Annotated in this window: 15 protein-coding genes; 9 read left to right on the top strand and 6 right to left on the bottom strand. The window is 34.0% G+C overall.

Annotation, left to right across the window (positions count from 1 at the left end):
* Window positions 1-30 precede the first annotated feature (30 nt).
* The 6 genes from arsC to EKN01_RS05435 form a co-directional block, all read right to left on the bottom strand.
* Entirely contained in the window at window positions 31-447 is a 417-nt protein-coding gene (arsC, locus tag EKN01_RS05460) for an arsenate reductase (thioredoxin) (protein ID WP_129045327.1), read from the bottom strand.
* Window positions 448-544: 97 nt separating this feature from the next.
* Complete coding sequence (locus tag EKN01_RS05455; protein ID WP_129045326.1) at window positions 545-2,632, bottom strand: KUP/HAK/KT family potassium transporter; 2,088 nt, start codon at window positions 2,630-2,632, stop codon at window positions 545-547.
* A gap of 110 nt (window positions 2,633-2,742) precedes the next feature.
* A complete protein-coding gene (locus EKN01_RS05450) occupies window positions 2,743-5,142 on the bottom strand; it encodes a Xaa-Pro dipeptidyl-peptidase (protein ID WP_129045325.1) in 2,400 nt (799 codons plus the stop codon).
* A 64-nt stretch (window positions 5,143-5,206) separates the two neighbouring features.
* Window positions 5,207-6,550 carry a C1 family peptidase gene (locus EKN01_RS05445; protein WP_129045324.1) on the bottom strand — a complete coding sequence of 448 codons (1,344 nt, stop codon included), beginning with the start codon at window positions 6,548-6,550 and terminating at the stop codon, window positions 5,207-5,209.
* 10 nt (window positions 6,551-6,560) lie between these two features.
* Window positions 6,561-7,250, bottom strand: coding sequence for a ribose-5-phosphate isomerase RpiA (rpiA, locus tag EKN01_RS05440; protein WP_129045323.1), 690 nt, complete (start codon window positions 7,248-7,250; stop codon window positions 6,561-6,563).
* A 2-nt stretch (window positions 7,251-7,252) separates the two neighbouring features.
* Window positions 7,253-7,555 carry a GNAT family N-acetyltransferase gene (locus EKN01_RS05435; protein ID WP_099975157.1) on the bottom strand — a complete coding sequence of 101 codons (303 nt, stop codon included), beginning with the start codon at window positions 7,553-7,555 and terminating at the stop codon, window positions 7,253-7,255.
* 129 nt (window positions 7,556-7,684) lie between these two features.
* On the opposite strand from EKN01_RS05435, the gene EKN01_RS05430 reads away from it, so the two are divergent.
* From EKN01_RS05430 to secE, 9 genes are all read left to right on the top strand, one after another.
* Window positions 7,685-8,221, top strand: a complete 537-nt coding sequence (locus EKN01_RS05430; RefSeq protein ID WP_241685259.1) for a dCTP deaminase/dUTPase family protein — start codon at window positions 7,685-7,687, stop codon at window positions 8,219-8,221.
* A gap of 13 nt (window positions 8,222-8,234) precedes the next feature.
* A complete protein-coding gene (gene radA, locus EKN01_RS05425; RefSeq protein WP_129045322.1) occupies window positions 8,235-9,605 on the top strand; it encodes a DNA repair protein RadA in 1,371 nt (456 codons plus the stop codon).
* A gap of 75 nt (window positions 9,606-9,680) precedes the next feature.
* Window positions 9,681-11,177 carry a glutamate--tRNA ligase gene (gene gltX / locus EKN01_RS05420; protein WP_129045321.1) on the top strand — a complete coding sequence of 499 codons (1,497 nt, stop codon included), beginning with the start codon at window positions 9,681-9,683 and terminating at the stop codon, window positions 11,175-11,177.
* A gap of 50 nt (window positions 11,178-11,227) precedes the next feature.
* Entirely contained in the window at window positions 11,228-12,631 is a 1,404-nt protein-coding gene (cysS, locus tag EKN01_RS05415) for a cysteine--tRNA ligase (RefSeq protein WP_129045320.1), read from the top strand.
* Window positions 12,624-13,028 (top strand): Mini-ribonuclease 3, encoded by a 405-nt coding sequence (locus EKN01_RS05410; RefSeq protein WP_099975152.1) that lies wholly within the window; start codon window positions 12,624-12,626, stop codon window positions 13,026-13,028. Before cysS ends, EKN01_RS05410 begins: the two co-directional genes overlap by 8 nt.
* Window positions 13,018-13,779, top strand: coding sequence for a 23S rRNA (guanosine(2251)-2'-O)-methyltransferase RlmB (rlmB, locus tag EKN01_RS05405; RefSeq protein ID WP_129045319.1), 762 nt, complete (start codon window positions 13,018-13,020; stop codon window positions 13,777-13,779). Before EKN01_RS05410 ends, rlmB begins: the two co-directional genes overlap by 11 nt.
* A gap of 129 nt (window positions 13,780-13,908) precedes the next feature.
* On the top strand, window positions 13,909-14,478 hold the full coding sequence (locus tag EKN01_RS05400; RefSeq protein ID WP_129045318.1) for a sigma-70 family RNA polymerase sigma factor: 570 nt from the start codon (window positions 13,909-13,911) through the stop codon (window positions 14,476-14,478).
* A 78-nt stretch (window positions 14,479-14,556) separates the two neighbouring features.
* On the top strand, window positions 14,557-14,706 hold the full coding sequence (rpmG, locus tag EKN01_RS05395) for a 50S ribosomal protein L33 (RefSeq protein ID WP_099975149.1): 150 nt from the start codon (window positions 14,557-14,559) through the stop codon (window positions 14,704-14,706).
* An 11-nt stretch (window positions 14,707-14,717) separates the two neighbouring features.
* Window positions 14,718-14,903: a preprotein translocase subunit SecE gene (secE, locus tag EKN01_RS05390; RefSeq protein ID WP_099975148.1), complete on the top strand. Its 186-nt coding sequence runs from the start codon at window positions 14,718-14,720 to the stop codon at window positions 14,901-14,903.
* Window positions 14,904-14,921: the final 18 nt, after the last annotated feature.

Here is a 14,921-nt window from a genome sequence, read left to right as displayed (position 1 = left end):
CCCAACAGTGAAAACTATTGAGGATGTTTTTTATTTATAAATTTCAGAAAGTGCATGCACACTTTCTTTAATAGAGTCACGGACTTCTCTGAATGTATTTAGAATTTCTTCATCAGTTCCTGTAGCTCTTGCAGGATCAATTAAATCCCAGTGCATGTTTTCCACACCGTTTGGAATTCTAGGACACTTATCTCTTGCATCACCACACAAGGTAACTATTAGATCAGAGTTATTAAAGTAATCCATATCTATGAGATCAGATGTTTGTTGAGAAATATCAATACCATCTTCTTTCATAACTTGAACTGCCTTAGGATTTAGACCATGTTTTTCGATTCCAGCACTTCTGATTTCAAATTTATCACTGTCTAAAAATTGATGAGCATATCCTTCAGCTATTTGGCTTCGGCAGGAGTTTCCAGTACATAGAAAGTATATTTTTTGCATTATTATCTCCTTTTCAGATCAATATAGAGAATATAAAATAATCTGTCAAATTTTATATAAAAAAGCTCATTCAGCAATATAACTGAATGAGCTTTAATTAAATATCTTCATCGTCATCATCTAATTGTTGATCAATTTGAATATCACGAGCAGCAGCTGCGTCTTTACGTACTAGACGCAATCTGTGTCTTGATACTTTACCTAGTATCAATGGAACACGCTCTTCAACCACATCACTGTATGATAATCCAAACCAGTTAGCTGGTGTAATGAATTTTTGAAGTTTCAATCTAGCAAGAATAATGTTCTTACTGATAGCATTGATCTTTGTATCTGGAGAAAGAACTTCTTTTATTAGAACGAATGAGAAGTCTCCAACTTTGCGATCTGGGATTGTTGTGTACTGTTGTGGCTGTGGTTTGATTTCACCATTTGCCATCATGTCATTAACAATCTGTCTTAAGTAAACATTGATCTTTTGATCAACTCTAAATCCTAGATATAATTGAACACTGACCATGTAGTCTGTTCCAAATGTTTCAACACTATAGGCTGCTGTATAAGGTTCATCAGTAACGTTAACTGTAACAAACCAATATACTCCAGCTTTCTTAGGTCGCTTATCAAGAATAGAGTACATTATATCTTTTTTGATTCTGTAACCATCTTTAATTTTTGTTAGATATATCAAGTTAGAAGCATACAATGGATAACTTTCATCATGTCTCAAATCATTAAGTTGCTTCTTGAAGGCAAGTAGCGAAACGAAGTGACTTCGATAAGTATTGTCATCCATAATATGATCACCGAATCTCCAAATGAACATAACTGCAATAAGTACAGCAGCGATGAACATTGTGATATAGGCACCATGGATGAATTTAACACTGTTTGTAATGAAGAAAATTATTTCTAGAACGAAGAAGAATGAAACAATAATATTTGGTAGCAATCTAGATTTCATCTTTTCTAACAACCACTGTTGTAGAAGAATCGTAGTCATTAACATTGTGATAGTAATTTCTAGACCGTAAACGTTAGCCATTCTTTCTGAATTCTGGAAGTAAACAACTAAGAACAAACAAACTATCCAAATAATTGAGTTAACTGTAGGGATGTATAGTTGTCCCTTGAAGTTAGTAGGGTAATAAGTTTTTAGTCTTGGGAAAATCTTTAGTCTAGTTGCTTCGGATACAAGTGTAAATGAACCTGATATCAAAGCTTGAGAAGCAATAATAGCTGCAAGAGCTGACAAGATAATTCCAAACAATCTAAATGGTTCTGGTATTGATTGATAGAATGGGTTCATTGCTGGTCCCATGTTAATCAAATCTATATTGTCATTTGCTTTTATCAACCAAACAGCTTGTCCAAGATAACTAAGTAATAGACAAATCTTGACGAAAGGCCAACTTGTATAGATATTTGGTCGACCAACATGTCCCATGTCTGAGTAAAGAGCTTCGGCACCTGTTGTAGCAAGGAAGACACTACCTAAAATAAATATTCCACGAATATTGTAAGGTCCAACCAATAATTTGAATGCATAATAAGGATTAAATGCCTTCAAAATTGATAAGTCACCCATCATGTTATAAATACCAACAATACCAAGGAATCCGAACCAAACTAGCATAATAGGTCCGAAAGCTTTACCAATAAATTGAGTACCAAACTTTTGAATAAAGAATAGTACTGACAAAATAATCAAAGTAAGTATGATAACTTGTGTTTGATTGTGAATAAAGATCTTATTGTTGATAGCGATACCCTTAAGACCTTCGATAGCTGCGGTAACTGTAACAGCAGGTGTCATCATACCATCAGCTAAGAAAGTAGCTCCACCAATCATCGCAGGAATGATTAGCCATCTGGCACGCTTTCTAACTAAGGTATATAAGGCAAAAATTCCACCTTCACCGTGGTTATCTGCACGAAGGGCAATAAGAACGTATTTGACTGTAGTTACTAAAGTCATTGTCCAAAAAATCAAAGACACACTACCCAAAATAAACTCGTCTGACATGTGGGCAAGGCCACCATTACCAAGCATTAGTGAATGCATTACATATAATGGAGAAGTACCAATGTCCCCATAAACAATACCTAAAGCAATCAAAAATCCCGCTATACTCATACGAGAATGAGCACTCTTTTTAATTAAATTTAAATCATTAGTTTCCATTAATTTCAATTCTCCAATTTTAACAATTCAATTGCGATTATAACACTTGATACATGACGTTGTAACCAGTGAATTAAATGTTAATGATAATATATTATTTTTTTGAAAATTTACTTGTGAATAGGAATAGATATTGACGAATTATTTAGACTGATACTGTAGGTAATGTCTTGATTTCCACGAACAGTCATTCCAAAATCTGTGGCATAAATAACAAGTCCTAATTGTCGTCCTTTAGGAATTCTATACATAGTAGGCTGCAATTGTAACGAGATTTGATATCTTTTACCAGCGTTAAGCTCATCATTTTTGAAAGAGTTTTTACGATTTTGTAAATTAATGTGACCTTTAGTAATCATCTTGTATTTTGCGGTTTTTCCTAGAGTAAATTCACGTAAATCGTCCTCACGCCAATTGTAAGCTCCAGATAACCTATTCTTTGCTATTAATGACGGAGTAATGTTTAACCTGCGTGCTTCGCCATAGTCCATCAGTTGTGCACTAATAAGACCTACATTCTCACTAGAAGATACTTCAAGTGAAATATTAACGTTGCCATCGATAACCAAATCTTCTTTTAGTGGATCTGTTTTAAATACTAGACGGTTATTGTAATTGCTGCCTGAATTTATCAAATCATTTTGCCATGTTGCTATATTTTTTGTATAAAAATCAAATTTTTCAGATGGCAACTGATCATTAAAACTTAGAACTTCTGAACTTTTTTCACTTGATAATTTGTCAGGTTGTAAATAGAAATTTTTGATTTCATTTTTATCTGATGCCCAGCTATCAAATTTGTTCCAAGTTTCAGGTTTTACGTTATCTTGAATAATCACTGGAGGTAAAACTTCTTGAGCATTATTTTGTTGTTCTAGTAGCTTGTTGCTCAACCAAAGGTTAATGATATCTGTGTAATCAAATGATTGAAAGTTGTTGATGTAGATATGTTCACCTTGGTGGAGGATAAGTTTTGATTTTATTCCTAATTGATTCAAACCTTGATATAATTTTTCAACTTGTGTTGGCTTAACATTCCAGTCATTTAATCCATGCACCATGAAGACATCAGCTTTAATATTTTTAAGATCTTTACGATAGTTACGGGCATCCCAAAATTCATTGTAGTTTCCAGTCAAACGATCTTGTCCATCGGTGATACTTTGTAATTGATTTTCCCAATTATTTTTTATTTTAAGGAAGTCACCAGGTTGTAGTCTGCGACTAAAAGTTTCTTCTGCTAAAACATCAGCATCTTCACCAGGGAAACCTCCGGGAGCAATCACTAGACCATTTTCACGATAGTAATCATACCAACTAGAGATAGCTGCCTCAGAGATGATAGTTTCTAGACCCTCAACACCTGTAGTAGCTGCAGCAGTTGCTAAGGTACCCAAATAAGATCTACCCGTCATTGCTACTTTGTGATTTGACCAATTAGCTTCTATTGCTATATTGTCTGTTCGATTGGTAAAAGCTACACGGTTACCCGCTAACCATTCAATAGTAGCAATTGTTGATATAGTTTCCTCTTTATCTCCTGTTGTTCTGAAACCGTCAGAATCCTTAGTTCCAATTCCGGCAGAGTAAGCAACGGCAAATCCACGTGCTAAGAAATAATCATTCATAGTATAAGAACTTTCACGTGAAAATGTTTGAGTAGCTATATCAGTCTGACCATTTATTTTACGAGGAGCTGGTAATTTTGCATCTGTCACTTTATATTCAATATCTTCGTAGCTGGTTTCTGTTGGTTCTTTGTGAGCCAACGGAATATTAACGTTGTGCATCAATTTATCACCAGTTTCGTCGTTAGTTCCCTGATTATATGGGCTAGCTGTATATAGGGTAGGGACTTTTTGACTAGTTTTAGGACGAATAATTTCCACTTTTAATAAATCTAATTTTCCGTCTAGATCACTGTCTTGGTTTGATTCCACATAAACGATTTCACGAATTGCTTCGTTAGGATCGAAGACTGGCATAGATTTTCCATTGAAATATAAATAGTTGTCCAGATTATAAAACGGAACAAAGTAACCCTGACTAGCAAGTTTATCAATAAACATTTGTCCAAACTTATTGTGAGTAGTTAGCAACCAGTACCAAGCACTGATTAATTCATTTGTAGATAAATATTGTGATTGGTGATCTACAATTTTTAGTTGAATAGTCTTCATAGCCTCCAGTGGTTTGCTAAATGTAAAATCAACATCAGGATTAAATTCTAATAACTGCAACGAAACATTATAAAAAACGTTGATATCTAATTCTGAATTTTCATCTAGATAGGTTTTTAAATCAGATTCTAGATTTGCTTGATATGTTGACAATTTTTCATTCAGATCAGATTCGCCAGTCATATTTATAAAAGTTTTTTGCAAAAGTCTTCTGAATAACTGGATAGGATTATCTGACAAACTATTTTCATCGATAAATCTGATATTGATTAGTTCTTTTACTTGCTGATCAAAATTAGTGGGAATGGTTGCAAATTGATTTATTTTCATAATGAACTCCTTTGATATTGTCTACTAAAAAAGCATTCCACTAAGTGAAATGCTTTTATATTTATTAGGCTAAAGCACCCATTGGATCCCAAGGAGCTAAAACTTTAGGATTTTTTGCTCCATTTTCAAAGATTTCTTTTTGAGTATCAGTTAGGTATTTTTTACTGATAACTAATTGATAAACGAATTCGTCAAACCATTCATCACTCATTACAAAGTATCCTTTAGAACCAACTTTTTCACCCCATGAATTTTCAACTTTCCATTTTAGAGGTTTGCCATTGTCATCTAGATCAACACCTGTGATAACCATAGCATGTGTCATCATACTGTCGATGTAATCTAATCTTTCTGCCTTAGTTAATGTTAGATCAGTAGCTAGTAAACCAGATAGATCATAAAGTTTTGTATCCATGATACCTAGTTTAGAGTTTGAGCTTTGTCCAACATCACTACCAAACCATACACCTTCGCCGGCTTGTAATTGTTTAACTGCAAGTGATTTGAAGTCTTCAATTTCAAGGTTCAAGTGGCGAACTTCGCGACCGCCAACAACATTTCCTAACATTTCAACTGTATAAACTTCATTGTAGGGTTTGTCTTTTGTAGGAGCATTGATTGTTGAGATATAGTTTTCTAAATCCCAGCCGATATATTTATCAAAGAATTCTTTTGGTGTAATTTGAGTTTCTTTGTGGAAATTTTTATCATCGTCACGATATGACCAATCAAATTTTGTAGGTGGAACACCAACTGAATAAACAAGAATCTTGTAAATTTCACTAAGCATTTCATTTTTAATACGTTGAATATCGTCATCTGATTTGTTTTGATCAACTAAATCACGAAGTACTATAGCATCTTTACGTAATTTTGCGTTAAGAACTTTGTTTAATTGTGCAGATTGTGTACGACTGAATGTGTCAGGCATCACGCTCTTAGGAACAACACCATATTTTTGTACAAGTGCCATGATCATATCCCATTGGCCGCCATCTTGTTGAGGTGTAGCCATTAGGAAGTCTACTTTACGATCTCCAGTAGGTAGGGCGGCTGTATTGATAGCATTTTCTAGGAAGTAGTTAGATTTTTCTAATTTATCCCAGAACATCATATATCCTTGTGATAATTCAAAACCTTTTATTTTGAATTTATCTTGGAGTGGGTGTCTCATTGTATTCAGTGCTGCAAAGACCCAGCATAGACCAGATTGTTTTTGATCAGCAACTTTACCAGTCTCAATTTCTACTGAAAATGTTTGATCCATTTCCACTTGAGAATTCATTGTTCTACTAGCGTTATACAAACCATTTGTAGCAATAGCATTTTTGATTGCACTTGATGCAGGTGTATCTTTAAAATTTTGTTCAAATTGAGCTAATTCTTGATTTGTTATTTCTTTTGTCATAGTAGACTCCTTATCTAATATTATTTATTACTTTAGGACCTTCATCTTCACCAACTACTACAGTATTAACAATGTCTAGGAATAGACCGTGTGCAACGATACCGACTTGTTTATCCAACCAATCAGCCAATAGATGAGGGTGTGGAATTGAACCGACATATAAATCTATGATGTAGTTTTTATTGTGAGTTAAAACTTTGTTGCCATCATCATCTAATCTAAATTTTGGTTTTAGTTTTTCTTTATCAAGATCTTGGAAAGTTTTTTCAAAGCCAAATGGGATAACTTCCAATGGAAGAGGGAAGCTACCAAGTTCATCTGCCATCTTTGACTTATCAACAATCCAGATGTTTTTTGTTGAGTTAGTAGCAACCATTTTTTCTAGTAAGTGAGCGGCACCGCCACCTTTGATACCTTGAAAGTTTTTGTCAATTTGATCAGCGCCGTCGATAGTTACGTCGATGTGATCAACATCGTTCAAGTCTTTCATAGGAATACCTAGTTCTTTTGCCTGTTTTGAAGATCTGGAAGAAGTAGAGACACCAACGATATTTTTGATCTCTCCATTTTGATAACGTCGGCCTAGTTCTTCAATCATGAAATAAACAGTAGAACCAGTACCTAGTCCGACGATTGAGTCACTTTCGATGAAATCAACTGACTTAATACCAACTGCTTTCTTTAGTTCATCTTGATTCATAATTAATTCTCCTTCTCCAAATTTTCAAGATATTCAGGTGTTAAAACATCATGAAGTTCTGGATCTTCTTTTATTTTTCTCTTAGCAAATGGACAGATAGGAATGATTTTTAAATCATTTTCACGAGAAAATTGAATAACTTTATCCAATAATTGCATAGCTAATCCTTGTCCACGATAAGCTGGATCTACAACGGTATGATTGATAGAAATTGTATGATCATTGACATATGTAAAGTCAATTTCACCAATTAATTCACCATCATCTTCAAAGAAGTATCGTAGTTCATCTTGTTTTAATTCCATGAAATACCTCCATATTTTATTTATATCAATATATTACAATATTATAAGAATAAAGTCAGGGGATGTAATAGTTTTATAACTGTTTAAATATGCTATTATTTTAATATTATGAATATAGAGGTGAGTACTTTGTCTAAGACACGTGGATTTGAAGTTGTAACTAAGTTTCAAGATCAGAATATAAATTTACCAAAGCGTCAAACAAAGAATGCTGCTGGTTATGATATTGAGTGTGCTAAAGATACGGTAGTTCCTTCTATTTGGAAAAATGGTGTGTTCAACGTCATCAAACTTCTTTTAAACAAAAAGGAAATTCAAGAAGATAATTTGGCAAAATCGATCAAACCAGTATTAGTACCCACGGGACTAAAATCTTATATGCAAGAAGACGAAGTTTTGATTCTAGCTTGTCGTTCAAGTAACCCGTTGAAAAGAGGACTATCCTTGCCAAATGGTATTGGTGTGATTGATTCAGATTATTATAATAATGAATCCAACGAAGGTGAAATTTTTGTACAATTGATTAACTTTTTCCCCAAAGATGTAACAATCAAAAAGGGTGAACGTATTGCTCAAGGTATTTTTATTAAGTATTTAAAAACAGATAACGATTTAAATGATGGAGACGATAGAACTGGTGGTTTTGGTTCATCCGGTTTAAATTAGAAAGGATCAATGAATGGCAAAAGCAAAAAATAAATTTGTTTGTCAAAATTGTGGATATGTTTCTCCAAAGTATTTGGGAAGATGTCCTAATTGTGGAGCTTGGAATCAAATGATTGAAGAGGTCGAAAGACCGGTAGATTCTAGTGCTACTCCTAGTAGAAGAACAAGTGACACATCAGTAAAAGCTGTCAAGCTACATGATGTCAGTTTTGAAGAAGAACCAAGAGTACAGACACAGCTCTCTGAGCTTAATCGTGTTCTAGGTGGTGGAGTGGTTCAAGGTTCATTGGTATTGATCGGTGGAGATCCAGGTATTGGAAAATCAACACTACTTATGCAGGTATCTGGACAGCTCCAAAAGACTGGCGGCAAAGTATTATACGTATCTGGTGAAGAAAGTGCATCACAAATTAAGATGCGTGCTACAAGATTAGGTATCGAGGGCGATGAATTATACATCTATCCTCAAACTGACATGAGTTACATTAGAAATACAATAGAAGAAATCAAGCCCAATTATCTAATCATTGATTCAGTTCAAACTATGGACGAACCAGAAATATCATCAGCTGTTGGATCAGTGTCACAAATTCGTGAAGTTACCGCAGAATTGATGAATATTGCTAAACAACAAAATATTACAGTTTTTGTTGTAGGTCACGTTACCAAAGGTGGAGCTATCGCTGGTCCTAAAGTATTAGAGCATATGGTTGATACTGTTTTGTATTTTGAAGGTGACACACACCATAGTTACAGAATACTTAGATCAGTCAAAAATCGTTTTGGTTCAACAAATGAAATAGGTATTTTTGAAATGCAAAATGAAGGTTTAGAGGAAGTATCTAATCCTTCAGAGATATTCTTAGAAGAACGATTGAAAGATTCTAATGGTTCAGCGGTTGTTGTTTCTATGGAAGGTACTAGACCTATTTTAGTTGAAGTTCAATCCTTGATTGCTCCAACTATTTTTGGAAATGCTAAACGAACTGCAACAGGATTAGATCATAATCGAGTATCAGTTATTATGGCAGTTCTGGAAAAACGTGGAAACTTGATGCTTCAAAATCAAGATGCATATCTAAAATCAACCGGTGGTGTGAGATTGGACGAACCAGCAATTGACTTGGCATTGGCTATGTCTATTGCTTCCAGCTACAAGAATCAAGGAATTAAACCAGACGATTGTTTTGTTGGTGAAGTTGGTTTAACTGGAGAGATTCGCCGAGTAGATCGTATCCAACAACGAGTTCAAGAAGCTGAAAAATTGGGCTTTAAGAGAATATTTGTACCAAAAAATAATATTGGCAAATGGACTGCAGAAAATAGTATTCAAGTTATAGGTGTTGATACAATATCAGATGCGATGAATAAAATTTTCGGTTAATCCTATAAAATTTAATGATTAATAGTATAATTTACAGTAATTGTTTGTAATTTAAGATATTAAGGGGTAAATATAATGGCATCAAATTCAGATAATAAAGTTCGAGTAAGATATGCTCCAAGTCCTACAGGACATTTACATATTGGAAATGCTAGAACTGCTATTTTTAACTACTTGTTTGCAAGACACCTAAAAGGAACATTTGTTATTCGTATCGAAGATACAGATACAAAGCGTAATGTTGAGGGTGGAGAAGAGAGTCAACTAGATAATCTAAAGTGGCTTGGCGTTGATTGGGATGAAGGTCCAGATAAGGGTGGTGACTTTGGCCCCTACCGTCAATCAGAAAGAAAAGATATCTACCAGAAATATATTCAAGAGTTGTTAGACAAGGGTCTAGCATACGAATCATATCTATCTGAAGAAGAATTAGCTCAAATGCGTGAAGATCAAGAATCTCGCGGAGAAATGCCACATTATGAATATGAATTTGCAGGAATGTCTGAAGATGAAAAAGCTGCTAAAATTGCAGCTGCTAAGGAAGCAGGCATCAAACCTGTAGTAAGAATTCACATACCAGAAGGCAAGACATACGTATGGGATGACATCGTAAAAGGTGAGGTTTCAATCGATGGTGATACTATCGGAGGAGATTGGGTTATCCAAAAACGTGACGGCATGCCAACATATAATTTTGCAGTAGTAATTGATGATCATTTGATGGAAATCAGTCACGTGCTTCGTGGTGATGATCATGTAGCCAATACACCAAAACAATTGATGATTTATGAAGCTCTTGGTTGGGAAGCTCCTCAGTTTGGACACATGACACTTATCATCAACACAGAAACAGGTAAAAAATTAAGTAAACGTGATGAATCAATACTTCAATTTATTGAACAATATCGCTCATTAGGCTACTTACCAGAAGCAATGTTCAACTTCATTACATTGCTAGGTTGGTCACCAGTTGGTGAGGAAGAAATTTTCAATAAGAAACAATTCATTAAGATATTTGATGAAAAACGTTTGAGTAAATCACCTGCTAAATTCGATCAAAAGAAATTAGAATGGGTAAATAATCAATACGTTAAAACTGCTGACGTAAGTGAAATTACTGATTTAGTTTTAATAAACCTTATTGAAGCTGGACGTGTTGAAAAGAATCCTTCAAATGAAACAATTCAATGGATTAGACATATGGTTGAGCTATACATGCCTCAAATGTCTTACACACAAGAGATTGTTGAACTTTCCGATATCTTCTTTGAACAACCAGAACAATTAACAGAGGATGAACAAGCTGAATTACAAAATGATGATGCTAAAGCTGTGATTGAAGATTTAGCTAAGAAGTTAGAAGAGTTAGATCGATTCACTGCTACTCAAATCATGAAAGCTATCAATTCTGTTAAAGAAGATGTTGGTGTTAAGGGACGTAAATTATTTATGCCTGCCAGAATAGCTGCTACACGTACAATGCATGGTCCAGCTATTGGAGAAACTATTGAATTATTTGGAAAAGAACAAGTACTCAAGAATATTAAAAAGACTCTTGAACAAATGAAATAGGAAAAAGGTTCGAGGTAATTGCCTCAAACCTTTTTTTATAGGTAAAAGATATGCTAAAAATGTATAATACGCTAACTCGTGAAAAAGAAGAATTTCATAGTATTGAAGAAAATAAAATCAGTATGTATGTCTGTGGACCAACAGTTTACAATTATATTCATATTGGAAATGCTCGTTCGATAGTTTCTTTTGATACAATCAGAAAATATCTAGAATATATCGGTTATGATGTAAACTTTGTATCTAATTTTACAGATGTTGATGACAAAATTATTAATGCTGCTAATTCTGAAGGTATAACTACACAAGAATTATCTGATAAATACATCAAGGCATTTTATGAAGATATTGACGCAATAAATGTTGATCATGCCACTATGAATCCACGCGCGACAGAGCACATTGGAGATATTATTTCTTTCATTGAAGGATTGATTGAAAAAGAATACGCCTACGTTTCTGATGGGGATGTTTTTTATCGTGCTAGAAAATTTAGTAATTATGGTCAGCTTTCTGATCAAAATATTGATGAATTAGAACAAGGTGCCAGTGATCATATTTCTTCTGATGAATTTTCTAAGAAGGAAGATCCTATCGATTTTGCTCTTTGGAAAAGTGCCAAAGATGGAGAAGTCAGTTGGGAATCTCCATGGGGAAATGGTAGACCAGGTTGGCATATTGAATGTTCAGTAATGTCTACTAAATATCTAGGCAAAACATTTGATATTCATGGTGGCGGACAAGATTTAGAGTTTCCACATCATGAGAATGAAATTGCTCAAAGTGAGGCATTAACAGGACAAAAATTTGTTAATTATTGGCTACACAATGGTTTTGTGACGGTTGAAAATAACGAAAAAATGAGCAAGTCATTAGGAAACTTTGTAACTGTTCATGATCTTGTTCAGGAGATGGATCCACAAGTTTTGAGATTCTTCTTATCATCTACACATTATCGCCGTCCAGTGGAATATTCCAAAACAAACTTGGAAAAAGCAAGTGATAACTTGGATAAAATCAAGACTTCATACAGTAATTTGAAGTTTAGATTAGATAAATCTCAAGACATTGCCGCAAAATTGGATCAACAATTATTTGATGTAAAAACAAAATTCGTGGAATCCATGAATGATGATTTTAATGTTCAAAATGCTCTGACAGCAATATTTGACTTAGTATCCATTTCAAATAATTATCTTGATGGCTCAGAAGTTTCTAAAACAGATATTGAAAACTTAATGAATTTAATGCAAGAAATGATGAATATTTTTGGAATCAAGTTAAATTCTGAAGAATCGTTGTCAGATGATATTCAGACAATGGTAGATCAAAGAGATGAAGCTCGTGCAAATAAAGATTTTGCAACAAGTGATTTATTACGAGACAAACTAAAGGATATGGGTGTAATTCTTGAAGATACACCACAAGGAACTCGGTGGAGAATAGATGGTTAATGTTAAACAGTTAAATGGCGTAACTCTTGCATACCTTGGTGACGCGGTTTACGAAGTTTTAATTAGAGAGTATCTAATTAGTCAAAATTTTGTAAAAGTAAATGATTTGCAGAGGAAAGCTACTCATTTTGTTTCGGCTAAAGCTCAAGCATCATTAATAAACTTGATGTTAGAAGAAGGTATTTTAACCGAGGAAGAAGAGCGTGTTTATAAAAATGGTCGCAATTCTAAAAAATATACAAAAGCAAAAAACACAAGTGTAGTAACTTATCATATGTCTACGGGTTTTGAAGCTGTCTATGGGTATTTGGATGTTACTGAACAAAAAGATCGTATTAAAGAATTAACAAACTGGTGTATAAAAAAAGTTGAAGGAGGGGAAACAGATGAACAATAACGAGACCAATGAAACAGAATTAATATTCGGACATCATGCAGTTGTAGAGTTATTAAAAGCAGCTACAGCAAGTCAACGTGTAAACAAAGTATTGGTTCAAAAGGATCTCTCTAGTGACAATATCAATGAAGTTAAGGCACTTGCCAAAAGAAGTAAATTAATTGTCCAAGAAGTTCCTAAAAACAAGTTGGACATGATTACTGATAATGGTATTCATCAAGGGATTGCTGCCTATGTTGCGGCGTATGAATATGCAGAATTAGACGATATATTCAAAATAGCTGAATCCAAAAAAGAAGATCCATTTATTTTGATACTAGATAAGATAGAAGATCCTCATAATTTAGGATCAATCTTGCGTACAGCTGATGCGGTTGGTGTCCATGGGGTAATCATTCCTAAACATCGCTCTTCAGGTTTAACATCTGTCGTAGCAAAAACCTCAACAGGAGCTATTGAGCATGTTCCGGTTGTCAGAGTGACTAATCTAGTCAACACAATAAATGATTTGAAAAAGAAAAATATTTGGATTTTTGGTACAGCCATGGAAGGCGATAATTACCGTCAATGGAATGCGAAGGGTGGCATTGCTCTGATCATTGGTAACGAGGGTAAGGGTATCTCTCCACTTGTTTTGAAACAGGTAGATCAGACCTTGAGTATTCCAATGGTAGGACATGTTCAAAGTTTGAATGCCTCAGTAGCAACAGGAGTATTGTTGTATCAGGCGTTTGCCTCACGTAATTCATAAAACTGTTTACAAAGATAGATACTATAAAATAGTATCTATCTTTTTATATATACGATTTTTGATAGGGATAATAATTTCATTATGATAAATTGAATTTAGATAAGTTGTTCATAAAAGAGAAGGACTTTTATGAATACAGAAGAATTATGTTTAATAGATTCAGTTAAAAAATGGAATTGTTCGGGTTCATTAGAAAAACTGGTTTGCAAATACAAACCAATGATCGAGAGTTTGTATCAGAGTTATAATATTAATGGTTTTGATAAAGACGATTGGTACCAAGAGGCCTTTATAGTTTGTCATCAGACATGCATTAGTTTCAATGGTGACAACGGTTCTAAATTCGGTAGTTTCTTCAAATTGAAGTTTAAGCACCATATTATTGATATGATTCGTAAAGAAAATGCTAACAAGAGAGTGGCTAATCAAGGTACATCATCTTACGATATGCTGACAGAAGATAATATTCCGTCACCAGTTATCAGAGTATCGCATGAAGAATCTAGAGGATTTACACCTCAGTTTGAAAAAGCATTAGAAAAATTAAGTGATGTGGAATTGATCTCATTCAACTATCTTCTAGGTGATATTTCCTTTGAAGATGCTTGTAAAAAGGCACGTTGCACAGAGGATCAGATGCACCGAGCAATAAATAGATGCCAAATCAAATTGAAAAATATGATATTTGATAACAAATAATAAAGATTGTGATAGACTTTTTTGCCGATTCGAATTACAATATAAAAGATATATTTCAGTTCTATACAGGAGAGTAAGATGTCACTTAGAAAAGTAGCTTTAGCATGTAGCATCTGCGGCTCTAGAAATTATTCCATTACTGAGAATAAGGATAGAACTGCTAGGCTAGAAGTTAAAAAGTTTTGCAAACATTGTGGAAAGCACACTTTGCATAAAGAAACACGATAGTGGAGGATCACATGAGATTATTTAAGTTTTTTGGAAGTGTAATAGATGAAATGAAGTTGGTTGTTTGGCCAACATACAAAGAAAATAGAAGAGATACAACAACAGTTATCGCAACATCTGTTATGTATGGAATTTTCTTTGCAATTATCGATTGGATACTATTGTTTGTACTTCAACACCTAATTATGGGTAAATAATTACAATTGAAAAGATTA

This window comes from Companilactobacillus metriopterae (assembly GCF_004117915.1).
Taxonomy (GTDB): Bacteria; Bacillota; Bacilli; order Lactobacillales; family Lactobacillaceae; genus Companilactobacillus; species Companilactobacillus metriopterae.
This window is presented reverse-complemented; position numbering and strand designations above follow the sequence as displayed.